The 23,900-nt window shown below is 54.4% G+C and carries 19 protein-coding genes, 2 tRNA genes and 3 other RNA genes; 10 read left to right on the top strand and 14 right to left on the bottom strand.

The features are described 5' to 3' along the window. Positions 1 to 3: 3 nt before the first annotated feature. The 5 genes from oppC to R0140_RS10065 form a co-directional block, all read right to left on the bottom strand. The gene (gene oppC / locus R0140_RS10085; protein WP_004145396.1) at positions 4 to 912 is read right to left on the bottom strand and encodes an oligopeptide ABC transporter permease OppC; all 909 of its coding nucleotides are present in this window, start codon (positions 910 to 912) and stop codon (positions 4 to 6) included. 14 nt (positions 913 to 926) lie between these two features. Further along, positions 927 to 1,847, bottom strand: a complete 921-nt coding sequence (oppB, locus tag R0140_RS10080; protein WP_002910089.1) for an oligopeptide ABC transporter permease OppB — start codon at positions 1,845 to 1,847, stop codon at positions 927 to 929. 85 nt (positions 1,848 to 1,932) lie between these two features. Further along, positions 1,933 to 3,567, bottom strand: a complete 1,635-nt coding sequence (gene oppA, locus R0140_RS10075) for an oligopeptide ABC transporter substrate-binding protein OppA (protein ID WP_008804413.1) — start codon at positions 3,565 to 3,567, stop codon at positions 1,933 to 1,935. Positions 3,568 to 4,313: 746 nt separating this feature from the next. Then, the gene (locus R0140_RS10070; RefSeq protein WP_008804412.1) at positions 4,314 to 4,961 is read right to left on the bottom strand and encodes a YchE family NAAT transporter; all 648 of its coding nucleotides are present in this window, start codon (positions 4,959 to 4,961) and stop codon (positions 4,314 to 4,316) included. A 183-nt stretch (positions 4,962 to 5,144) separates the two neighbouring features. Then, complete coding sequence (locus tag R0140_RS10065) at positions 5,145 to 5,360, bottom strand: hypothetical protein (RefSeq protein WP_012541357.1); 216 nt, start codon at positions 5,358 to 5,360, stop codon at positions 5,145 to 5,147. A gap of 77 nt (positions 5,361 to 5,437) precedes the next feature. Between R0140_RS10065 and adhE the strand changes: the two genes are divergently transcribed. After that, positions 5,438 to 8,113: a bifunctional acetaldehyde-CoA/alcohol dehydrogenase gene (gene adhE, locus R0140_RS10060; protein ID WP_008804411.1), complete on the top strand. Its 2,676-nt coding sequence runs from the start codon at positions 5,438 to 5,440 to the stop codon at positions 8,111 to 8,113. Positions 8,114 to 8,250: 137 nt separating this feature from the next. Here adhE and tdk read toward each other — a convergent pair whose 3' ends face one another. Continuing rightward, a complete protein-coding gene (gene tdk / locus R0140_RS10055) occupies positions 8,251 to 8,868 on the bottom strand; it encodes a thymidine kinase (protein ID WP_008804410.1) in 618 nt (205 codons plus the stop codon). A 560-nt stretch (positions 8,869 to 9,428) separates the two neighbouring features. Here tdk and hns point away from each other — a divergent pair. Next, a complete protein-coding gene (gene hns, locus R0140_RS10050; protein WP_002910103.1) occupies positions 9,429 to 9,836 on the top strand; it encodes a histone-like nucleoid-structuring protein H-NS in 408 nt (135 codons plus the stop codon). 122 nt (positions 9,837 to 9,958) lie between these two features. Here the strand turns inward: hns and galU are convergent, their stop codons facing one another. From galU to rssA, 3 genes are all read right to left on the bottom strand, one after another. Beyond that, positions 9,959 to 10,861 (bottom strand): UTP--glucose-1-phosphate uridylyltransferase GalU, encoded by a 903-nt coding sequence (galU, locus tag R0140_RS10045; RefSeq protein WP_008804409.1) that lies wholly within the window; start codon positions 10,859 to 10,861, stop codon positions 9,959 to 9,961. 197 nt (positions 10,862 to 11,058) lie between these two features. Next, on the bottom strand, positions 11,059 to 12,072 hold the full coding sequence (gene rssB, locus R0140_RS10040; RefSeq protein ID WP_008804408.1) for a two-component system response regulator RssB: 1,014 nt from the start codon (positions 12,070 to 12,072) through the stop codon (positions 11,059 to 11,061). An 89-nt stretch (positions 12,073 to 12,161) separates the two neighbouring features. Further along, entirely contained in the window at positions 12,162 to 13,064 is a 903-nt protein-coding gene (gene rssA, locus R0140_RS10035; protein WP_008804407.1) for a patatin-like phospholipase RssA, read from the bottom strand. Between the two features lie 112 nt (positions 13,065 to 13,176). Between rssA and R0140_RS10030 the strand changes: the two genes are divergently transcribed. The 7 genes from R0140_RS10030 to R0140_RS10000 all read left to right on the top strand — a co-directional run bounded on the left by R0140_RS10030 (position 13,177) and on the right by R0140_RS10000 (position 15,417). Continuing rightward, on the top strand, positions 13,177 to 13,635 hold the full coding sequence (locus R0140_RS10030; protein WP_008804406.1) for a YchJ family protein: 459 nt from the start codon (positions 13,177 to 13,179) through the stop codon (positions 13,633 to 13,635). A gap of 42 nt (positions 13,636 to 13,677) precedes the next feature. Next, positions 13,678 to 14,520 carry a formyltetrahydrofolate deformylase gene (purU, locus tag R0140_RS10025; RefSeq protein ID WP_004203178.1) on the top strand — a complete coding sequence of 281 codons (843 nt, stop codon included), beginning with the start codon at positions 13,678 to 13,680 and terminating at the stop codon, positions 14,518 to 14,520. 159 nt (positions 14,521 to 14,679) lie between these two features. After that, positions 14,680 to 14,764 (top strand) — tRNA-Tyr (locus R0140_RS10020). Positions 14,765 to 14,807: 43 nt separating this feature from the next. Further along, positions 14,808 to 14,940: non-coding RNA, RtT sRNA (locus tag R0140_RS10015), on the top strand. Between the two features lie 39 nt (positions 14,941 to 14,979). Further along, positions 14,980 to 15,064 (top strand) — tRNA-Tyr (locus tag R0140_RS10010). Positions 15,065 to 15,108: 44 nt separating this feature from the next. Further along, positions 15,109 to 15,241: non-coding RNA, RtT sRNA (locus R0140_RS10005), on the top strand. A gap of 43 nt (positions 15,242 to 15,284) precedes the next feature. Further along, positions 15,285 to 15,417: non-coding RNA, RtT sRNA (locus R0140_RS10000), on the top strand. Between the two features lie 166 nt (positions 15,418 to 15,583). Here the strand turns inward: R0140_RS10000 and R0140_RS09995 are convergent. Further along, on the bottom strand, positions 15,584 to 16,027 hold the full coding sequence (locus R0140_RS09995) for an Lrp/AsnC family transcriptional regulator (RefSeq protein WP_004152249.1): 444 nt from the start codon (positions 16,025 to 16,027) through the stop codon (positions 15,584 to 15,586). A gap of 107 nt (positions 16,028 to 16,134) precedes the next feature. Here R0140_RS09995 and R0140_RS09990 point away from each other — a divergent pair, with 107 nt between their 5' ends. After that, complete coding sequence (locus tag R0140_RS09990) at positions 16,135 to 17,031, top strand: DMT family transporter (protein ID WP_012541354.1); 897 nt, start codon at positions 16,135 to 16,137, stop codon at positions 17,029 to 17,031. On the opposite strand, the gene narI is transcribed toward R0140_RS09990, so the two are convergent. Genes narI through R0140_RS09970 form a run of 4 tightly spaced genes read right to left on the bottom strand, consistent with a single transcriptional unit; the run spans position 17,028 to position 23,687 of the window. Further along, on the bottom strand, positions 17,028 to 17,705 hold the full coding sequence (gene narI, locus R0140_RS09985) for a respiratory nitrate reductase subunit gamma (RefSeq protein WP_002910189.1): 678 nt from the start codon (positions 17,703 to 17,705) through the stop codon (positions 17,028 to 17,030). The two genes, R0140_RS09990 and narI, sit on opposite strands and share 4 nt — an antisense overlap. Further along, complete coding sequence (gene narJ / locus R0140_RS09980; protein ID WP_012541353.1) at positions 17,705 to 18,415, bottom strand: nitrate reductase molybdenum cofactor assembly chaperone; 711 nt, start codon at positions 18,413 to 18,415, stop codon at positions 17,705 to 17,707. Before narJ ends, narI begins: the two co-directional genes overlap by 1 nt. After that, positions 18,412 to 19,947, bottom strand: coding sequence for a nitrate reductase subunit beta (gene narH / locus R0140_RS09975; protein ID WP_002910193.1), 1,536 nt, complete (start codon positions 19,945 to 19,947; stop codon positions 18,412 to 18,414). Before narH ends, narJ begins: the two co-directional genes overlap by 4 nt. Further along, positions 19,944 to 23,687, bottom strand: coding sequence for a nitrate reductase subunit alpha (locus tag R0140_RS09970; RefSeq protein WP_012967818.1), 3,744 nt, complete (start codon positions 23,685 to 23,687; stop codon positions 19,944 to 19,946). The genes narH and R0140_RS09970 overlap by 4 nt, the downstream gene beginning before the upstream one ends. Between the last annotated feature and the right edge of the window lie 213 nt (positions 23,688 to 23,900).

Here is a 23,900-nt window from a genome sequence, read left to right as displayed (position 1 = left end):
TCCTTAGCGGTCTTTCGGGTCGAGGGCATCACGCAGACCATCGCCGATAAAGTTGAAACAGAACAGGGTCACCACCAGGAAACCCGCCGGGAACAGCAGCAGCCAGGGCGAGACTTCCATTGAGTTGGCGCCATCGCTGAGCAATGCTCCCCAACTGCTGAGCGGCTCCTGGGTTCCCAGCCCGAGGAAGCTGAGGAAGGATTCGAAGAGGATCATGCTGGGGACCAGCAGCGAGGCGTACACTACCACCACCCCCAGTACGTTGGGGACGATATGGCGCAGCACGATGCTGGCCGTGGAGACCCCACCGACCTGCGCGGCTTCGATAAACTCTTTACGCTTCAGGCTCAAGGTCTGTCCGCGCACGATACGCGCCATATCCAGCCAGGAAACCATGCCGATGGCAACAAAGATCAGCAGGATATTCTGACCAAAAAAGGTCACCAGCAGGATGACGAAGAACATAAACGGGAAGGAGTTGAGGATCTCCAGCAGACGCATCATCACCGAGTCCACTTTGCCGCCGAGATAACCGGAAAGCGAACCGTACAGCGTGCCGAGGATCACCGCCACCAGCGCCGCTGCCACCCCGACCATCAGCGAAATACGCCCGCCGATCGCCACGCGCACCAGCAGGTCGCGCCCGGAGGAGTCGGTTCCGAAGTAGTGGCCTGATGCCATATCCGGGGCATTGGACATCATGCCCCAGTCGGTATCGAAGTAGGAGAACGACGACACCATTGGCGCAAAGGTGACAAACAGCGCAATAAGCACCAGCATGATCAGGCTGGTCACCGCGGCGCGGTTGTGCATAAAGCGGCGACGCGCATCCTGCCAGAGGCTACGCCCCTCCACTTCCAGCTTCTCACTGAAGTTTTCCAGCGCCTCGCTATTTTTCTTACTTAACATCATGGCGAACTCCGGCTTCAGTAGCGAATCTTCGGATCGATAACGGCGTACAGCACGTCAACGATGGCGTTGAACAGGATAGTCAGGGCGCCAACGAGGATCGTCAGGCTCAGCACCAGCGAGTAGTCGCGGTTAAGCGCCCCGTTAACGAACAGCTGGCCGATCCCCGGCAGGCCGTAAATGGTTTCAATGACCATTGAGCCGGTGATGATGCCCACGAAAGCTGGCCCCATATAGGAGAGCACCGGCAGCAGCGCCGGCTTCAGCGCATGGCGCAAAATAATGCGGCGCATCGGCAGCCCTTTTGCCCGCGCGGTGCGGATAAAGTTAGAGTGCAACACTTCTATCATCGAGCCGCGGGTGATACGGGCGATACTGGCGATATAGGCCAGGGAAAGCGCCACCATCGGCAGGATCATAAATTTCAGCGCTCCGCCGTTCCAGCCGCCGCCCGGCAGCCAGTGCAGGGTAATGGCAAAAATCATCACCAGCAGCGGCGCCACCACAAAGCTCGGAATAACCACGCCGGTCATGGCTACCCCCATCACCGCGTAGTCCCATCGGGTGTTTTGCTTCAGAGCGGCTATCACCCCGGCGGCTACGCCGATCACCACCGCGAGTAAAAAGGCGGCGAAGCCCAGTTTCGCAGAAACCGGGAAGCTGGCGGCCACCAGATCGTTGACCGAATAATCTTTGTATTTAAAGGAAGGACCAAAATCGCCATGCGCCAGTTGCTTCAGATAATTGAAGTACTGCGTCATGATAGGGTCGTTTAAATGGTATTTTGCTTCAATATTCGCCATGACTTCCGGCGGCAGGGTGCGCTCCCCGGTAAAAGGACTTCCCGGTGCCAGACGCATCATGAAGAATGAGATGGTAATAAGAATAAATAGCGTCGGAATCGCTTCCAGACAGCGACGTAAGATAAATTTTAACATTGCCCGTACCTTCTGGCGTGTGCCTTTGCACTGCTCTCAAATAAGACACGATGGAGCGAGCACAGGCCCGCCCCACGTATTGCCATTAATGTTTGATAACGTAGAGATCTTTGGTATAGACGTTATCCATCGGGTCTTTACCGGTATAGCCCCCAACCCACGGTTTCACCAGGCGGGCGTTGACGTAGTAATAGACCGGTACGATCGCGCTGTCTTTGTCCAGCTGCTGTTCCGCTTTCGCATAGGCTGCCGTACGCTGCGCTTCATCAGACGCTTTTACGGATTCAGCCATAATCTTGTCGAACGCCGGGCTCTTATAGTGCGCAGTGTTCATTGAGCTGTCAGAGAGCATGGTATTCAGGAAGGAAGTTGGCTCGTTATAGTCGGCGCACCAGCCTGCGCGTGCCACGTCATAGGTGCCCTGGTGACGGGTATCGAGGAACGTTTTCCACTCCTGGTTAACCAGCTTCACGTCAATGCCCAGGTTTTTACGCCACAGCGAGGCGGCGGCAATCGCCAGCTTCTTGTGCAAATCGGAGGTGTTATACAGCAGGTTAAAGGTCAACGGTTTATCCGCGGTATAGCCGGCTTCGGCCAGCAGTTTCTTCGCTTCTTCGTTGCGTTTTTCCTGCGACCACGTAAACCATTCCGGCTCGCTCAGCTTCGCGCCATCGGTGTACGGCGGCGTGTAGCCGTAGGCCGGCAGATCGCCCTGTCCTTTCACTTTATTAGCAATAATGTCGCGATCCAGACCCAGCTTCAGCGCGGTACGGACGCGTACGTCGGTAAACGGCGCTTTCTGGTTGTTGATTTCGTAATAATAGGTACACAGATACGGGTCGACGTGCAGCTCGTTGGGGATCTCTTTTTTCAGCTTCTGGAAGAGTTCGATCGGCAGCTGGTTATAGGTCATGTCCAGTTCACCGCTGCGATAGCGGTTAACATAGGTCACTTCGGAAGAGGTCGGCAGCCAGGTAACGGTGTTAATGACGGTTTTAGCATTATCCCAGTAGTGCGGGTTGCGCTCCATCACGATACGTTCGTTGACCACCCAGTCTTTCAGAGTATACGCCCCGTTGGTGACGATATTGCCAGGCTGTGTCCATTTCTCGCCAAATTTTTCAATAGCCGGTTTGTAGACAGGAGACATCGCCGGGTTAACCAGCAGCTTATAAAAATAAGGGACTGGCTCGCTGAGGGTAACTTCCAGCGTGTGGTCGTCAATGGCTTTTACGCCCAGTTCGCTCGGCGCTTTCTTGCCATCAATGATGTCGTCGACGTTAACGATATGACCATATTGCGGATAGCTGGCATAAGGAGAAGCGGTTTTCGGATCCACCAGACGCTGCCAGCTGTAGACGAAGTCCTGAGCAGTAACCGGCTCGCCGTTAGACCATTTCGCATCTTTACGCAGATGGAAGGTCCAGACTTTAAAATCTTTATTATCCCAGCTCTCTGCTACGCCAGGGATCGGGTGGCCATCTTTCGGCGAAGTATTCAGCAAGCCTTCGAAGAGGTCGCGGCTAATATTGGCCTCGGGTACCCCTTCAATTTTATTCGGGTCCAGCGATTGCGGCTCAGCGCCGCTATTTCGCACCAGCGTTTGCTTATCCGACAACTGCACACCGGCCGGGACATCCGCTGCCATAGCCATATTGCCGGCAAGCAGTGCGGATAGCACTCCCGCGGCGATCAAACGTTTTTTAGTGATGATGGTCATTGTGTTGTAACTCCAGTCATTATAATTACTGGTTTTTTAACCAGCCTGTTTTTTTCCCGTTTGCGGGGATCTGTCCAACGCAGGAGCGTTTGCGATTGGCAGATTGCTATCACCGACTTATTTATTACGACCGCTCGAACGGCAGCCTTAACGTCGATTCTTTGCCCCCTCGCTGGAGGGCAGTTCCGGCGCAGTGAGATTATTAATAATAATTCTCATTTACGCATATAATTCAGCAGACGATAACGGCGGAAATTACCAAAAGGTAAACACCTCCGCCAATGCAATTTGCAAATATGTTACCGGATTCTCTTTTATCGCCGATATTGCCCGCGATGCTCAAGATCTTCGCGGACTACCGACAAAAAAATATCATTGTTAATCATAGTGATATGATTTTTTAATCGCGTTGAGAATCGAGTATCGGCTAAAAGATGCTTTTTTGTACAAAAATTTAACAACAGGTTACTTTTTAGCACATTCATCTACTGCCTTGTTAAAATTACTAATATCATTTCGATGATCCGACAGCAAGTGCCAGAGAATGATGTGAAGAAAATAACATCGCAGGCAGGAAGAGCGTGAGGGGAAAACAATGAACAAAAACAGATATCTTAATGAAAAATATGAATTTAAAGATATTATCGCAAAACGTTATCTCAACAGCCGATCTCGCGCTGGTTAATAGGTTTTGCTAATAATCGCGCAAGCGCGAAGTGAATCCTCCACGCTTGCATGGTGTTCCACTAATTAAGCAGTCCGGGGAACAGCGCTTTAATACCGGTTACGATAAACTCGATCCCCAGGGCCATCAGCAGCAACCCCATGATACGGGTGATGACGTTGATTCCCGTCTGTCCCAGCAGACGAACCAGCCACGGCGCCATTCGGAAAATGCCCCAGCAGCAAAGAGCGAATACCGCTATCGCCAGTGAGAACCCGACCAGGTGCACCCAGGAATGATATCGGGTGCCCCAGACAATAGTTGAACTGATTGCCCCCGGTCCGGCCATTAAGGGGAGCGCGAGAGGCACGACGCCGATGCTCTCCCGGACCGCCGTCTCCGATTTCTCCTGCTTGTTCTGCTTATCTTCGCCGAGCTTGCCGCTGATCATCGACATCGCAATGGTCACCACCAGGATGCCGCCGGCAATGCGGAAGGAATCAATCGAGATGCCAAAAATCTGCAGAATGCCATCGCCGAGAAACAACGACGTCAGGAGGATGATCGCCACCGACAGGTTTGCGGTCAGGTTGGTCTTGTTGCGCACCGCTGCCGGTTGGTAGCTGGTCATACTGATAAACACCGGAATGATGCCGACCGGGTTGACCAGGGCAAATAAGCCAATGAAAAACTTGAAATAGGTAGCAAAATCGAACAGTGGTTGAGTCACAATGGGCTCCGCAGCATCATCAAAATTGGCGGTTGACTATTAACAGCATAAAATAACTGCGCGAAACATACGCTTTTTGCATGCAATATTCATTATAAATATGCATAACCCGGTGATATGTATCGAATGTTAGTTATTTGTAGCTTTAATGCTAATCGTTTTTTTAATTTCAAAACCCTTCCATTACACTTGATCGAATCGGTTAAAAAGCAGCCAGCTGAAAGGTATCAGCCACGCCAATACTTGATCTAAATCACGTATTTTGTACTCAGAAGTGAGTAATCTTGATGACACCAACAGAGTGGAAGGCAGCATGACCTGAAAGTTAAAGTAATAGAGCTTTTTTAGTAAATCGGTAAAACAGTGTCCTGATTTTTCTACATAAACATTTACATGCAAGCTGTTAACAGCCTGTCTATAATGTCGAATCGAGCGACTGATTTACTAAAAAAGTTTAACATTATCAGGAGAGCATTATGGCTGTTACTAATATCGCTGAACTGAACGCGCTTGTTGAGCGTGTCAAGAAAGCCCAGCGTGAATATGCCAGTTTCACTCAAGAACAAGTCGATAAAATCTTCCGCGCTGCCGCTCTGGCCGCTGCAGATGCTCGAATCCCTCTCGCTAAAATGGCCGTTGCCGAATCCGGCATGGGCATCGTTGAAGACAAAGTGATCAAAAACCACTTCGCTTCCGAATACATTTACAACGCATATAAAGATGAAAAAACCTGTGGCGTCCTGTCAGAAGACGACACCTTTGGTACCATCACTATCGCTGAACCGATCGGCATCATCTGCGGTATCGTACCGACCACTAACCCGACTTCAACAGCCATCTTCAAATCGCTCATCAGCCTGAAGACACGTAACGCCATCATTTTCTCTCCGCACCCGCGTGCAAAAGAAGCCACCAACAAAGCGGCTGATATCGTACTGCAGGCTGCCATCGCGGCTGGCGCGCCGAAAGACCTGATCGGCTGGATCGATCAGCCGTCCGTAGAACTGTCTAACGCGCTGATGCATCACCCGGACATCAACCTGATCCTTGCGACCGGTGGTCCAGGTATGGTGAAAGCGGCGTACAGCTCCGGTAAACCAGCTATCGGCGTTGGTGCCGGTAACACCCCGGTGGTCATTGATGAAACGGCTGATATCAAACGTGCTGTTGCTTCCGTTCTGATGTCTAAAACCTTCGATAACGGCGTTATCTGTGCTTCTGAGCAGTCTGTTGTCGTCGTTGATTCAGTGTATGACGCGGTTCGCGAACGTTTCGCCAGCCACGGCGGCTATCTGCTGCAGGGTAAAGAGCTGAAAGCGGTTCAGGACATCATCCTGAAAAATGGCGCGCTGAACGCTGCTATCGTTGGTCAGCCAGCGGCAAAAATCGCGGAACTCGCAGGCTTCACCGTTCCGGCTACGACTAAGATCCTGATTGGCGAAGTGACCAACGTTGACGAAAGTGAACCGTTTGCTCACGAAAAACTGTCTCCGACGCTGGCGATGTATCGTGCGAAAGATTTCGAAGACGCGGTCACCAAAGCAGAAAAACTGGTTGCCATGGGCGGTATCGGTCACACCTCTTGCCTGTACACCGACCAGGACAACCAGCCGGCTCGCGTGGCTTACTTCGGCCAGATGATGAAAACCGCACGTATCCTGATCAACACCCCGGCTTCTCAGGGTGGTATCGGTGACCTGTACAACTTCAAACTCGCGCCTTCCCTGACTCTGGGTTGTGGTTCCTGGGGTGGTAACTCCATCTCTGAAAACGTTGGTCCGAAACACCTGATCAACAAGAAAACCGTTGCTAAGCGAGCTGAAAACATGTTGTGGCACAAACTTCCGAAATCTATCTACTTCCGTCGTGGCTCCCTGCCAATCGCACTGGATGAAGTGATTACTGATGGTCACAAACGCGCGCTGATCGTGACTGACCGCTTCCTGTTCAACAACGGCTATGCCGATCAGATCACTTCCGTACTGAAAGCAGCGGGCGTTGAAACCGAAGTCTTCTTTGAAGTTGAAGCTGACCCGACCCTGACCATCGTACGTAAAGGTGCCGATCTGGCGAACTCCTTCAAACCAGACGTCATCATCGCGCTGGGCGGCGGTTCCCCGATGGATGCGGCGAAAATCATGTGGGTCATGTACGAACATCCGGAAACCCACTTCGAAGAACTGGCGCTGCGCTTTATGGATATCCGTAAACGTATCTACAAGTTCCCGAAAATGGGCGTCAAAGCCAAGATGGTCGCCATCACCACCACCTCCGGTACCGGTTCTGAAGTGACGCCGTTCGCCGTAGTGACCGATGACGCAACTGGTCAGAAATATCCGCTGGCAGACTACGCGCTGACCCCAGATATGGCCATCGTCGATGCCAACCTGGTGATGGATATGCCGAAATCGCTGTGTGCGTTCGGTGGTCTGGATGCGGTGACTCACGCCCTGGAAGCTTACGTTTCCGTGCTGGCTTCTGAGTTCTCTGACGGCCAGGCTCTGCAGGCGTTGAAACTGCTGAAAGAGTACCTGCCGGCTTCCTACCACGAAGGTTCCAAGAACCCGGTTGCCCGTGAGCGCGTACACAGTGCTGCGACTATCGCCGGTATCGCGTTTGCGAACGCCTTCCTCGGGGTGTGTCACTCCATGGCGCACAAACTGGGCTCTCAGTTCCATATTCCGCACGGTCTGGCCAACGCCCTGCTGATCTGCAACGTTATTCGCTACAACGCGAATGACAACCCGACCAAGCAGACTGCGTTCAGCCAGTACGACCGTCCGCAGGCTCGTCGTCGCTACGCTGAAATCGCCGATCATCTGGGTCTCTCTGCACCGGGCGACCGCACCGCAGCGAAGATCGAGAAACTGCTGGCATGGCTGGAAAGCATCAAAGCTGAGCTGGGAATTCCGAAATCTATCCGCGAAGCTGGCGTTCAGGAAGCTGACTTCCTGGCTAACGTTGATAAGCTGTCTGAAGATGCATTCGATGACCAGTGCACCGGCGCTAACCCGCGCTACCCGCTGATCTCCGAACTGAAACAGATTCTGCTGGATACCTACTACGGCCGCGAGTTCGTCGAAGGCGAAACTGCTGCGAAAACCGACGCGGCTCCGGTGAAAGCTGAGAAAAAAGCGAAGAAATCCGCTTAATCAACAACGGTAAACACACTGCAAGCCCCGTCACCTGACGGGGCTTTTTTATGCCTGCTTGTCAGCCAATCCCGAGCTCCAGCCTTCCAGAGTATAAAAAAGGCGCCCACAGGCGCCTGTATGAGCTTCTGAGCGACTCAGCAGGAATAACGCTGGTTTTGTACCTGGGTTAAAGAACCCACGCTCAGCGCCTCTTTATAATGCTTACGACAGACGGACACATACCGCTCATTGCCGCCGATGACAACCTGCTCGCCTTCATTATAAGGTCGCCCCTCTTGATCGAGACGTAGCACCATGCTCGCCTTACGGCCGCAGAAGCAAATGGTTTTCAGCTCCACCAGTTTATCGGACCATGCCAGCAAATACTGGCTACCGGTAAAGAGCTCGCCGCGAAAATCCGTCCGCAGTCCGTAGCACAGCACCGGAATATCCAGTGTATCGACAACTTCGGACAGCTCATGAACCTGTTCGCGCGTCAGAAACTGGCTTTCATCCACCAGCACGCAGTGAATCGGCTTAAGCTTGTGCTCTGCCGCAATATCGTTAAATAGCGACGTCTGCGGATTATACAACCGGGCCGGCGAGGAGAGGCCGATACGCGAGCTGACTTTTCCAGCACCGAAGCGGTCATCTATCTCAGCGGTATAAACGATGGTACGCATCCCCCGCTCCTGGTAATTGTACGAAGATTGCAACAGAGCGGTCGACTTACCTGCATTCATTGCAGAGTAGTAGAAATAAAGTTGTGCCATCGGCTGCGTGACCCCAATCAAAGTGTTTTATCGCGGCGGCGATTGTACCATATTTTAGGCGTACAGCCGCCCTTTCCGCAGGGGTATTGTCGCAGCGCTGAAGGGCATGGAAACGGAAAGGGTGACGTGGATGAATTGAATTTACAGGGCCATTATTTGTACGCCCCGTTACGCTATCGGTGAGGTAACCATTGTCTTTTCGTGCTTATAGGACCAGTATCCATGCACTATAAGCGGGCTTGCGGGTTGTTTTATATTAAGGCGCGTAACCAAAAATGCGCTAATACTGACGAGGGTTATTTACCCATGCAAAGGATAATTTTTCTCACTGGACCTCAGAAAAAGCATATGGTCTCAGTGTTTTAGCTGGCCCCCTGCTCATGGCTATAAGGAGCAAAGATGTGAAGCGGCACGAGAATTTTAACTTAAATTAATTAATTCCCGCGACAAATAACCAGTAATTTTGAATTCCTTACATTCTCCCCTATTGCACAACGCATTTTATCGCTCTATTATTAGTTCAACAAACCACCCCACAATATAAGTTTGAGATTACTACAATGAGCGAAGCACTTAAAATTTTGAACAACATCCGTACTCTTCGTGCGCAGGCAAGAGAATGCACCCTTGAAACGCTCGAAGAAATGCTGGAAAAATTAGAAGTCGTTGTTAACGAGCGCCGTGAAGAAGAAAACGCCGCCGCAGCAGAAATTGAAGAGCGTACGCGTAAGCTGCAGCAATACCGTGAAATGCTGATTGCTGACGGTATTGACCCGAATGAACTGCTGAGCACTATGGCTGCCGTTAAAGCCGGTACCAAAACTAAGCGTGCTGCACGTCCGGCTAAATATAGCTATGTAGACGAAAACGGCGAAACCAAAACCTGGACTGGCCAGGGCCGTACTCCTGCGGTGATCAAAAAAGCAATGGACGAACAAGGTAAATCACTGGACGATTTCCTGATCTAATCTTCGTTGTCGCAATATTAAAAATCCCGCTCCGGCGGGATTTTTTTTGCCCTCAGGCTCGATAAACAAAACCGGGAGTCGCTGACGCGCTCCCGGTTTCTGGCTTTTAATCGCGCTGCGGATTACTTCGTCACCGCGGTTTCCAGCCAGGCTTTAAAATCGTCACCAAGCGTCTTGTGACGAATACCATATTCGACAAACGCCTGCATGTAGCCAAGCTTATTGCCGCAGTCATGGCTCTTGCCCTTCATATGATAAGCTTCAACCGTTTCTTTCTCGATCAGCATATCAATCGCGTCAGTCAGCTGAATTTCATCACCGGCGCCCGGAGGGGTCTTCGCCAGCAGCGGCCAAATATCTGCGCTGAGGACATAGCGCCCCACTACCGCCAGGTTGGACGGCGCAACGTCAGCTTTTGGCTTCTCGACCACGCCCACCATCGGCACGCTTTCGCCCGGCTTCAGGGATTCGCCTTTGCAATCGACCACGCCATACGCGGTCACATCCTCGACAGGCTCAACCATAATCTGGCTGGCGCCAGTCTCATCAAAACGAGAGATCATCTCCGCAAGGTTATCACGGCTCAGATCGGACTCAAATTCGTCCAGAATAACGTCTGGCAGAATAACCGCTACCGGCTCATCACCCACTACCGGATGGGCGCACAGCACGGCGTGACCAAGGCCTTTCGCCAGGCCCTGACGAACTTGCATAATTGTCACGTGCGGCGGGCAAATAGACTGCACTTCTTCCAGAAGCTGGCGTTTTACACGTTTTTCCAGCATCGCTTCCAGCTCGAAACTGGTATCGAAATGGTTTTCGATAGAGTTTTTCGATGAGTGCGTTACCAGAACAATTTCAGTAATTCCTGCAGCGATACATTCATTAACAACGTACTGAATTAACGGCTTATCTACCAGCGGCAGCATTTCTTTTGGAATTGCTTTGGTGGCAGGCAGCATCCTGGTGCCTAATCCCGCTACCGGGATAACCGCTTTTCTGACTTTAGAATTAAGGGCAGCCATTGAAATCTCCTGGACTGTTTGTTTTTTAAACTTCTCGTTACAAATAACGTGTCGAGTATATCAGTCAACCGCGTATTCACTGGTCTGAAAAGGTTCCGATAGCCTCGAATTAGGACTTTTACGCATAAAACTGCTCGATGGTACCACCAGTATAGGGCTGCAGGTAATGCCGTCTGCTTAGATATAAACGCAATTGCTCATTCCGCAGACAACATTAAGCGTAAACGCCCCCCGGCCCCCCAAATTTGGCACTGCCATGAGGCGCAGCGCTGGCTAATTTGGTTAAGATAGGCATCGCCCAGCGTCCCTAAAGGAACGCCATTACTTATCTGAATTTGATGCTCACCGGTATTCAACGTGCCATTGAGCCCTGCGGACACCAGAATTAAATTTTTCAGTCCACTGTGGTAATAACCCACCAGCAAAGGGAACTGACCGGGAAGATTCGCCTGGCGGAGTAACTGATTGACCTGTTTTAACAGACTCCCCATTTCAGGTAGCCGTTGCCCCTGATGCGCCAGTTGCTCTTGCAACAGGCTATTGAATAGCGCGCGCAGTAATAAAGCCGCCAGCACGCCATTATCCCCTGCTCGTGTGACATCCAGACAATAGAAAGCCAAATCATTTTCCGAGAGCGGCGCAATATCGAGCACCAGCCCCGGCTTATCCGCCGATACCAGCTGTCGATAATGAATGCGGCAATGTGACATTTCCTGTTGCACCGGAGGCTGTAGCTCCTGCAGCAGTCTCGATGCGGCGGTCGGATTACTGACCAGCGCGTCCCAGTCCTCAAATAAACGCTCTTCCTCTTCCACACGTGAACTAAACATCGCGGGATACAGGCAGGCATAAACGGTCTCACGCAGGCGATCGAAATCTTTCACCGGTTTTAACAGCACATCCTGGACGCCCAGCCGTAACGCTTTGGCTATATCCGCCATGTTTTCGGTGGCGGAAATCATCAGTATCGGTAGCTGCTCGCCGCGGTTACGCAGCGTCTCAACCAGTTCCAGACCGTTCATTCTCGGCATTGAAATGTCGCAAATCATCAGGTCCGGACGCACCTCAGTCATTTTATGCAGGGCATCCATGCCATCTTCCGCCAGCCAGGTCGTTGCTCCCAGCGAGGCCAGCCATCCATGCAAGAGTGAGCGGAAAACGGGTTCGTCTTCAACTATCAGAATCTGTTTTCCCGCCAATGGCTGCGTCATGATATCTCCCCTGGCTGACGATAATTCAATAGTGGCACGCTATTCTCACTATCGCCTGTCAGATTTTACTTAAGTCAGGTACTTGTACGTCAAACCGCTGTACGCACTAAGGGTAATAGTTCATCCATTTTCTTTTCCACGGCCAATTGGCCCGCGGCAATCGCCTCTCCTGCGCGATGGAAGTCGAGCGTCGACACTTGCGGACAGTATGGCTGCAGCAGGATATCCGGCGGGTCACCCGCCATGCGGTTGCGTTTAAGACGGTTCTCCAGAACCTGGATAGACGTGGTCATGATCTCCATCGCCGTCGGCGTCACGGCCGTACGACGGGAGCTCATTTGCGTCAATCGCGCGCGCAGACGAGTATGCCATGGGCCCTCCTTCTCTTCAGCTTCCGGCCGCGGCGTTTCGAGGGAAAATAAATCTTGCTGCATGAGATGGGCATCATGTTGCAGGTCAACGGCAATCACGATATCGGCCCCCATTGCCCGCGTCAGCGACACGGGAACCGGGTTGACCACTGCGCCATCGACCAGCCAGTAACCATTATGCCTCACCGGCGCCATCAGTCCAGGCATGCTGCAGGAGGCTCGAACGGCTAAATGCAGATCGCCCTCAGTAAACCACAGTTCCCGGCCGGTACTTAAATTGGTCGCGACGGCAGCAAACCGACGCTCGCAGCGTTCGATATCGGTCACCGGCATAATACGACGGTAATGATTGAATACCTTTTCACCGCGCAGCAGGCCCCCACGTCGCCAGGAGAGGTCCATCAGCTTCAGGACATCCCAGTTGCTGAATGAGCAGATCCATGACTCGAGCGCCGGGAGCCGGTTGCAGGCATACGCCGCCCCTACCAGCGAACCGATAGAACACCCCGCGACGATATCAATCTCGATACCAGCCCGACGGAGGGCGTTGATGACGCCAATGTGCGACCATCCTCGGGCAGCTCCCGCCCCTAACGCCAGACCAATTTTAAGCTTTCTCATTATTACTGATAACTATCCTTCCACTCTGAGCGTGGCAACATTGTCACGGCTCAGTTAACATAAACACCTTTGGCGTTGAAGCGCCGTAATTCTTTCTTCCATGGAGGCAGTTTTGTCGCAATTATGCCCCTGTGGCAGCGCACTGGAGTATAGCTCATGTTGCCAGCGATATCTGTCCGGCGCAGAGCTTGCGCCAGGCCCGTCACAGCTTATGCGCTCCCGCTATAGCGCGTTCGTCATGAAAGATGCCGACTATCTGATCAAAACCTGGCATCCGTCCTGTCAGGCGCAGACGTTTCGCGCCGAGCTGGAGAAGGGGTTCAGCCAGACCGAGTGGCTGGGTTTAACCCTATTCGCCAGTGATGAAGGGCGAGTCCCAAATGAAGGCTTTGTCAGCTTTGTCGCCCGCTTTAATGACAATAACCGTCCGGGCGCCATTATTGAACGTTCCAGATTCTTAAAAGAAAATGGACAGTGGTACTATATCGACGGGACACGACCGCTGATTGGTCGTAATGACCCCTGCCCTTGCGGCTCAGGTAAAAAATTTAAAAAATGCTGCGGCCAGTAACGCTGCCGTAGCGCTTGCAAACACTACAGGATTTTCCTCGCGATGCATTCATTACAACGTAAAGTACTACGCACTATTTGCCCTGATCAGAAAGGCCTCATCGCGCGTATCACCAATATCTGCTACAAACACGAACTTAACATTGTGCAGAACAATGAATTTGTTGACCACCGTACCGGTCGTTTCTTTATGCGCACCGAACTGGAGGGCATTTTTAACGACGCTATTCTGCTGGCCGATCTGGATAGCGCCCTACCGGAAGGTTCCATCCGCGAACTGAATCCGGCAGGCCGTCGCCGGGTGGTCATTCTGGTGACCAAAGAGGCGCACTGCCTCGGCGATCTGCTGATGAAAGCCAACTACGGCGGACTGGATGTCGATATCGCCGCGGTTATCGGCAACCATGACACGCTGCGCCCGCTGGTGGAGCGTTTTGGTATTCCGTTTGAGCTGGTCAGTCACGAAGGGTTAAGCCGCGAAGAACACGACAAGCAGATGGGGGATGCCATTGCGGCACATGAGCCGGATTACGTGGTACTGGCCAAGTATATGCGCGTCCTCACCCCGGAGTTTGTCGCCCGCTTCCCGAACAAAATCATCAATATTCACCATTCATTTTTGCCGGCGTTTATCGGCGCCCGTCCTTATCATCAGGCCTATGAGCGCGGCGTAAAGATCATTGGCGCCACCGCCCACTATGTGAATGACAATCTGGATGAAGGCCCAATCATCATGCAGGACGTGATTCATGTCGATCATACCTATACTGCAGAAGATATGATGCGCGCTGGCCGCGATGTCGAAAAAAACGTCTTGAGCCGGGCGCTGTATCAGGTACTGGCGCAGCGCGTCTTCGTTTACGGTAACCGGACGATTATTCTTTAATCGACTGAGAAATGAATTGGTTAGCTTTACGGCGTTACGCGTAAAAATCAGGCAACCAGTTTATTTTTGTCAAACGAATGCTTTACAGGGGCGCATCATTTGGTATGATGCGCCCCGCTTCCCGAGAAGGAAGCAGGCCAGTACCAAGCATTACCCCGTGGTGGGGTTCCCGAGCGGCCAAAGGGAGCAGACTGTAAATCTGCCGTCATCGACTTCGAAGGTTCGAATCCTTCCCCCACCACCATTATTCACTACAGTGATATGGTTTCCCCGACAAGCGTAAACGATGTTTGCACTTAGCGGGAAGGGTAAGAACCTTCGACTAAGGTTCGACTCGAGCGCCAGCGAGAGAACGTTGCCACAGGCAACGGCCCGAAGGGCGAGGAGCGATAGCGACGAGTTATCCTTCCCCCACCACCATTCATTTTGCTGAATAGCCTACAATGTGATTTTACCCCTGGTGGGGTTCCCGAGCGGCCAAAGGGAGCAGACTGTAAATCTGCCGTCATCGACTTCGAAGGTTCGAATCCTTCCCCCACCACCATCCTCTTAAAAAACACCGCAATCCAATTACTCTACGATATTCTAGATTCTGCCCTACGGGGAAGGATGAGAAGCTTCGACTAAGGTTCGACTCGAGCGCCAGCGAGAGAACGTTGCCAAGGGCAACGGCCCGAAGGGCGAGGAGCGATAGCGACGAGTTATCCTTCCCCCACCACCATCTCCCCATGTCATGCCCAGCTTAATCAACCTACGATATTTTATATTCTACCCTACGGGGAAGGATGAGAAGCTTCGACTAAGGTTCGACTCGAGCGCCAGCGAGAGAACGTTGCCGCAGGCAACGGCCCGAAGGGCGAGGAGCGATAGCGACGAGTTATCCTTCCCCCTCTATTCTCGCGCTCTCTGCAACCACCTGTACTGCTACCCCCTCGCTCGCGCTTCGCTTAGCGAGTCTACAAGCACTGTTTTGCTACCCCCTCGCTCGCGCTTCGCTTAGCGAGGCTACAGGTGGCGCCGTCTGGTAAGCCCGGACAGGTGCGCAGCACCGCCTCCGGGAAACTCACAGCGGTGGCAAACGCCTTTTTACCGGCGAGCTTTTCACCACCGAGGTGTTACACTGCGCATACTCGGCCAGACCGTCCAGCAGGGTATCCAGCTGGGCAATATCGCGCACCACGAGGCGCATCACGAAACAATCTTCCCCGGTCACTTTGTCACTTTCAATGCATTCCGGCATCGCCTGGATATATTTATCCACTTTCTGCAGCAGCCCAGGCAGCGGCCGGACCCGCACCAGCGCCTGGAGGCTGTAGCCCAGCGCGGCGAGATTCACCCGCGCCCCATAGCCCTGAATGACGCCCCGCTCCTCCAGGCGCTTCACCCGCTCGGCCGTGCTCGGTGAGGTCAGCCCTACTCGCGCGCTCAATACCTTTAGCGAGACTCTGGCATCCTGAGTCAGGCAAGTGAGGATGGCCCGGTCAATTTCATCAAGTACGTCATTCATGTTTTTCACCTAATTATAAAAGGCATTCGCGTCTTTCTACCTTAATTCAGCCATATCACCCTGTCAGGGTTTTTCGCACAATAACTGAAAAATGATGGAGGTGAAAAATGCAACTTACCCGCGGCGTCTGGCAAATGAGCCTGGCAATGATAATCTCCGGCTCGATCGGCGCGTTCGTGCTGCTCTCTGGTTTGCCGGTGATGGATGTGGTGTTCTGGCGCTGCCTGATTGGCGCGCTAACCTTACTGGTGTTTATCGTGTTAAGCGGCCAGCCCTTCAGCCGGCTAACGCGTTTCACTCTCGCTCTGGCAGTGATTGGCGGCGCGGCGCTGGTCGTCAACTGGCTGCTGCTGTTTGCCGCCTATTCGCGGATCTCAATCGGTATGGCCACCGTGGTCTATAACACCCAGCCGTTTATGCTGGTACTGATGGGGATGGTGCTGGGGGAACGGGTCAGCGCCGTGAAATGGGGATGGCTACTGCTGGCCTTTGGCGGCGTAGTGATCCTGTTGTCAAGCGAGCTGACGTCTGCGCATGGAGAGGGGCTTACCACCGGCGTTTTGCTGGCGCTGGGCGCGGCATTCTTCTATGCCCTGACCGCCATCATCGCGCGCAAATTGCATCCGCTCCCCGCGCAGCATATCGCCTTTATTCAGGTGCTCGTTGGCGTCGTGATGCTGCTGCCGCTGGTGCATGCCCCCGAATGGACGGCCAGCTTCCCCTGGCGCTATCTGCTGATCCTCGGCATCGTCCATACCGGGATCATGTATCAGCTTTTATATAGCGCGATACAGAAACTGCCGACGCCCATTACCGGTTCGCTCTCCTTTATTTATCCGCTGGTGGCAATGGTGGTCGACTATCTGGTCTTCCACCATGCATTGACCCCTGTGCAGTTAATTGGCGGGATGCTTATTCTGTTTGCCGCCGCAGGGAATAACCTCGGCTGGGGCGAAAAAAAACCCCGCCGCGGCGGGGTCAGTGAGCAGTCGCGGGCCAGTTAGCGACGGGCGCGGACAATCTGGTATTTGCGCGTCAGGTATTCGACCGGCGCGCTCCAGATATGAACCAGACGGGAGAACGGGAACAGCAGGAACAGGGTCATGCCCAGCACCAGATGAACGCGGAAAATAAATGCCACGCCATCCAGATGCTGTGACGCGCCGCCGTGGAACGTCACCACCGACTGCGCCCAGCCAACCAGCTTCATCATTTCACTGCCGTCCATATGCTGGGCTGAGAATGGGATCGTCAGCAGGCCGAGCGCACACTGCACCATCAGCAAGGAGAGGATCAGAATATCCGCTCCGGTGGTGGTGGCGCGAACGCGCGGGCTGAGCAGACGACGCTTGAGCAGCAGTAACCCGCCCACCAGGGTCATCACGCCGCAGGCGCCGCCGGCGATCATCGCCATCTTCTGCTTGACGTCGATCGGCAGAAAGGACTCATACATCCAGTGCGGGGTCAGCATGCCGAGGAAGTGGCCGGCGAAAATACCCAGGATGCCGATATGGAACAGGTTCGACGCCAGGTTCATCCCCTTACGGTCCAGCATCTGGCTGGAGGCGGCGCGCCAGGTGTACTGGCCATAGTCATAGCGCAGCCAGCTGCCGATCAGAAACACCGAGCCCGCAATGTACGGATAAATGTCAAAGAAGAACATATTCAGGAAGTGCATTATTGCTGTCCTCCGTTAGAGATATTCAGATATTGCGGGGCTACGGCTCCGGCAAAACGACGCTGGTGAGCGGAAATTTCCGACTCGCCGCAGCCCTGGTCGGCAAAGAATTTGACCTGTTCTTCTTCCCAGACCGCGTCCAGCGCCTGCGGCGTATCGTCGCGCGCCTCGTCGGCAATCTTCTCCGCCACCTTCTGACTGTCGACCTGGGTATTGGCCAGCTTCAGCAACAGCTCGAACAGCACCGCATAGCGACTTTCGCGCTGCTGCAGGCGCGCGCTGAGCAGGCCAAGGATCGGCGCGACGTCCCGCAGGCCGCCGAGCGCTTCCTCTTCCGGCAGTTGCGCCAGATACTCAAGGTACAGCGGCAGGTGATCCGGCAGCTCATGGCTATCAAGCAGCAGACCGTGGCGCTCATACTGCGCCATCAGATCCACCATCGCCTGCCCGCGATCGCGGGATTCGCCGTGGACATGTTCAAACAGCAGCAGCGAGGTGGCGCGGCCGCGGTCAAACAGTTCGCTATAGGCCGCCTGGGCGTCCAGCGGATCCTGAGCCACTAAATCGCGCAGGAAAACGCCCAGCGCGTGGGCATCCTCTTTGCTGAGTTTCTCTGATGACGCGAGCGCCTCGAACATCTCCTGCTGATGCTGCCATAAGGCAGCGTCAGGGTATTCGAGCAGACGCGACATAATCACGAGTTCAATCATGCGTGCGGCTCCGTTTTGCTGGTCACGTCGATAGCGTCGATGCGACGGCTGTTGAACAGGTTGAACTGGCTGTCCGAGCCGTGGCAGCCATCGCCAAAGCTGAAGCCGCAGCCGTTTTTCTCCGGAAACGCTTCTCGCGCCTGTTCACGGTGGCTGCTCGGCACCACGAAACGATCTTCGTAGTTAGCGATCGCCAGATAGCGGTACATCTCCTGGGCCTGCGCTTCGCTCAGCCCCACCTCTTCCAGCGCGCGGGTATCGACGACGCCGTCAACGGTTTCCGCACGTTTATAGTGGCGCATCGCCAGCATGCGTTTCAGGGCCAGCAGGACCGGCTGGGTATCGCCCGCGGTCAGCAGGTTCGCCAGGTATTGCACCGGAATACGCAGGCTTTCCACGTCCGGCAGAATACCGTTGCTACCCAATTCGCCAGCGTCCGCAGCCGACTGAATTGGCGACAGAGGCGGCACGTACCAGACCATTGGCAGGGTGCGATATTCCGGGTGCAGCGGCAGGGCCAGCTTCCAGTCCATCGCCATTTTGTAGACCGGCGACTGCTGCGCAGCCTCAATGACCCCCTGCGGTACGCCATCTTTTAACGCCTGTTCAATCACTTTTGGATCGTTTGGATCGAGGAACACATCCAGCTGGCGCTGATACAGATCTTTCTCGTTCTCGGTGCTGGCGGCGTTTTCAATCGCATCTGCGTCATACAGCAGTACGCCAAGGTAGCGGATACGGCCCACGCAGGTTTCGGAGCACACCGTCGGCATTCCGGATTCAATACGCGGGTAGCAGAAGATGCATTTCTCGGATTTCCCGCTCTTCCAGTTGAAATAGATCTTCTTGTACGGACAGCCGGTGATACACATCCGCCAGCCGCGGCACTTGTCCTGGTCGATCAGTACGATGCCGTCTTCTTCACGCTTATAGATAGCGCCGCTCGGGCAGGTCGCGACGCAGGCCGGGTTCAGGCAGTGCTCGCACAAGCGCGGCAGATACATCATGAAGGTGTTTTCGAACTGACCGTACATCGCCTTCTGCATGTTGTCGAAGTTCTGATCTTTGGCGCGTTTTTCGAACTCGCCGCCGAGGATCTCTTCCCAGTTCGGACCGCTGGTGATCTTGTCCATCCGCTGGCCGGTGATCAGCGAGCGCGGGCGGGCGATCGGCTGATGTTTGCTTTCCGGCGCGTTATGCAGATTCTGGTAGTCATAATCAAACGGCTCGTAGTAATCATCGATCCCCGGCAGATGCGGGTTGGCGAAGATTTTACCCAGCAGCATCGCGCGGTTGCCCATGCGCGGCTGCAGTTTACCGTTGATTTTGCGGATCCAGCCGCCCTTCCATTTTTCCTGGTTTTCCCAGTCGTTCGGAAAGCCAACGCCAGGTTTGCTCTCCACGTTGTTGAACCAGGCGTATTCCATCCCTTCCCGGCTGGTCCAGACGTTTTTACAGGTCACCGAACAGGTATGGCAGCCGATGCACTTATCGAGATTCAGCACCATGCCGACTTGTGAACGAATTTTCATTTTACGCTCTCCTGTACCTGGTCGTTGCCTTCGCCGTCTAACCAGTTAATGTTCTTCATCTTACGTACCACTACAAACTCATCGCGGTTGGAGCCGACGGTACCGTAGTAGTTAAAGCCATAGGCCAGGTGGCCGTAGCCGCCGATCATGTGGGTCGGTTTTGGCGTAATACGGGTGACGGAGTTGTGGATCCCCCCGCGCTGACCGGTGATTTCAGATCCCGGCAGGTTCACGATGCGTTCCTGCGCGTGATACATCATGGTCATCCCGGCCGGTACACGCTGGCTCACCACCGCACGCGCCGTCAGGGCGCCGTTGGCGTTAAACACTTCGATCCAGTCGTTATCTTCGATACCCAGATCTTTCGCATCCGCTTCGCTCATCCAGACGATCGGCCCGCCGCGCGACAGGGTCAGCATCAGCAGGTTATCGCTGTAGGTCGAGTGGATACCCCATTTCTGGTGCGGGGTCAGGAAGTTCAGCGCCTTCTCCGGGTTGCCGTTGGACTTCTCGCCCATCACCGCTTTCACCGAACGGGTGTCGATCGGCGGACGATAGACCAGCAGGCTTTCACCAAAGTCGCGCATCCACTGATGATCCTGATACAGCGATTGACGGCCGGACAGCGTCCGCCACGGGATCAGCTCGTGAACGTTGGTATACCCAGCGTTATAGGAGACATGTTCATCTTCCAGGCCAGACCAGGTCGGGCTGGAGATAATCTTCCGCGGCTGCGCCTGAATATCGCGGAAGCGGATCTTCTCGTCTTCTTTGTTCAGCGCCAGGTGCGCGTGCTCGCGACCGGTGATCTCGCTCAGCGCTTTCCACGCCTTCACCGCCACCTGACCGTTGGTCTCCGGCGCCAGGGTGAGGATCATTTCCGCGGCGTCGATGGCCGTTTCCAGCTTCGGCTGGCCTTTCGCCGGGCCTTCCGCCTTGGTGTAGTTGAGCTTACGCAGCAGGTCCATCTCGCTCTGGGTGTTCCAGGCGATGCCTTTTCCGCCGTTGCCGATGGTTTCCAGCAGCGGACCGATCGAGGTGAAACGTTCGTAAGTCGCCGGGTAATCACGCTCAACCGGAATAATATGCGGCGCGGTTTTCCCCGGAATGAGATCGCATTCGCCTTTTTTCCAGTCTTTGACATCCAGCGGCTGCGCCATTTCCGCGGCGGAGTCGTGCTGGATCGGCAGCGTGACGACGTCGGTTTCTTTGCCGAGGTGGCCCACGCAGACTTCAGAGAATTTCTTCGCGATACCTTTATAGATATCCCAGTCGCTCTTCGATTCCCAGGCCGGGTCAACGGCGGCCGACAGCGGGTGAATAAACGGATGCATATCCGAGGTATTCATGTCGTCTTTTTCGTACCAGGTGGCGGTCGGCAGCACGATGTCGGAGTAGAGACAGGTGCTCGACAGACGGAAATCGAGGGTCACCACCAGATCCAGTTTGCCGTCGAGGCCGTTATCCCGCCATTCGACTTCTTCCGGCTTCACGCCGCCCTGCTTGCCGAGGTCTTTGCCCTGAATGCCGTTCTCGGTACCCAGCAGGTACTTGAGCATATACTCATGGCCTTTACCGGAGGAGCCCAGCAGGTTGGAGCGCCAGATAAACAGGTTACGCGGGTGGTTTTTGCCGTTTTCCGGCTGCTCGGCCGCAAAACGAATCGAGCCCTCTTTCAACGACTTCACGGTGTAATCCACCGGGGTCATGCCGGCTTTTTTCGCTTCATCAGCGATACGCAGCGGGTTCACCCCTAACTGCGGCGCAGACGGCAGCCAGCCCATGCGCTCTGCGCGCACATTAAAGTCGATCAGGTGGCCGCTGTAACGGGATTTATCCGCCATCGGCGACAGCAGTTCCTGCGCAGTCACGGTTTCATAGCGCCACTGACTGGAGTGGTTATAGAAGTACGAGGTACTGTTCATGTGGCGTGCCGGACGCTGCCAGTCAAGGGCGAATGCCAGCGGCTGCCAGCCGGTCTGCGGACGCAGTTTTTCCTGGCCCACATAGTGCGCCCAACCGCCGCCGCTCTGACCGACGCAGCCGCAGAAGACCAGCATATTGATCAGGCCGCGGTAGTTCATGTCGAGGTGGAACCAGTGGTTGAGGCCCGCCCCGACGATAATCATCGAGCGACCATGGGTCTTATCGGCGTTATCGGCAAATTCACGTGCAGTGCGGATGATATGCGCGCGGGAGACGCCGGTGATCTTCTCCGCCCAGGCCGGGGTGTAGGCTTTCATGTCATCGTAGCCGGTGGCGCAGTTTTCATCGTTCAGACCGCGTTCCAGGCCATAGTTGGCCATGGTCAGATCGTAAACGGTGGTCACCAGAGCGGTGGAGCCGTCGGCCAACTGCAGGCGTTTGGCCGGCAGTTTGTGCAGCAGAATATTTTCGAGGTCGACTTTGTTGAAGTGCTCAGAACCTTCGCCGCCGAAGTACGGGAAGCCGACGTTCGCCACTTCATCATGGCTGCCCAGCAGGCTCAGACGCAGCTCAATCTCTTCGCCAGTTTTACCGTCGCGCTGTTCGAGGTTCCATTTGCCTTTGTCGCCCCAGCGGAATCCGAGGGAACCGTTCGGTACGGTCATGTCGCCCTTCTCGTCAAAGGCGACGGTTTTCCATTCCGGATTGTTCTCCTGACCAAGGGAATCCACGAGGTCGGAGGCGCGCAGCGTACGGCCAGCGGCATAATAACCGTCGCGCTCCTCGAGCATCACCAGCATCGGCATGTCGGTATAGCGGCGCACATAATCGGTGAAATACTGGCTCGGCTTATCGAGATGGAACTCGCGCAGCATCACATGGCCCATCGCCAGCGCCATCGCGGCATCGGTACCCTGCTTCGGCGCCAGCCACAGATCGCAGAGTTTGGCGATTTCGGCGTAGTCTGGGGTGATCGCCACGGTTTTGGTGCCTTTGTAGCGGACTTCGGTAAAGAAGTGGGCATCCGGGGTACGGGTCTGCGGCACGTTGGAGCCCCAGGCGATAATGTAGCTGGAGTTATACCAGTCCGCCGATTCGGGGACGTCGGTCTGTTCGCCCCAGGTCATCGGCGAAGCTGGCGGCAGGTCGCAGTACCAGTCGTAGAAGCTCAGGCAGGTGCCGCCGATCAGCGACAGATAACGGGCGCCGGAGGCGTAGGAAACCATCGACATCGCCGGGATCGGCGAGAAACCGGCCACGCGGTCCGGACCGTAAGTTTTGACGGTATAGACGTTGGAGGCGGCAATCAGCTCATTCACTTCCTGCCAGGAGGAGCGGACAAACCCGCCGCGACCGCGAGCCTGTTTGAAGCTTTTGGCTTTGTCGGCGTCTTCAATAATCGAGGCCCATGCCTCAACCGGATCGCTATGCTGAACTTTCGCTTCCCGCCACATCTTCATCAGACGTTTACGCATCAGCGGGTATTTCAGGCGGTTCGCGCTGTACAAATACCAGGAGTAGCTGGCGCCGCGCGGGCAACCACGTGGTTCGTGGTTCGGCAGATCCGGACGGGTGCGCGGGTAGTCAGTCTGCTGCGTTTCCCAGGTCACCAGACCGTTTTTCACATAAATCTTCCAGCTGCATGAGCCGGTGCAGTTGACACCGTGAGTGGAACGCACAATTTTGTCATGCTGCCAACGTTGACGGTATCCATCCTCCCAGTCCCGGTTGGTGTTTAGAAGCTGGCCGTGCCCATCGGCAAAGGTTTCACCCTTCTGTTTGAAGTAGCGAAACCGGTCCAGGAATTTACTCATCGGGTTTCTCCTGATATGGAGCCTGACGGCTCTCTGATAAATCGACATTGCTGGATTTGCAGCGAAGGTAACGCTATGAAAGAGGGCGAGAATTGATGGCGATCAATCCGGACTGGCTTGCTAAAGCGGAGGGAAACCGCGATTACCACCAAGGTGGTATGAGATATTATTTTTTAATTTTATGTTTTATAAGCTTTTTTTCCTAAAAAGCCG

The sequence above is a fragment of the Klebsiella sp. w6 genome, assembly GCF_033100215.1.
GTDB classification, from domain to species: Bacteria; Pseudomonadota; Gammaproteobacteria; order Enterobacterales; family Enterobacteriaceae; genus Klebsiella; species Klebsiella variicola.
This window is presented reverse-complemented; position numbering and strand designations above follow the sequence as displayed.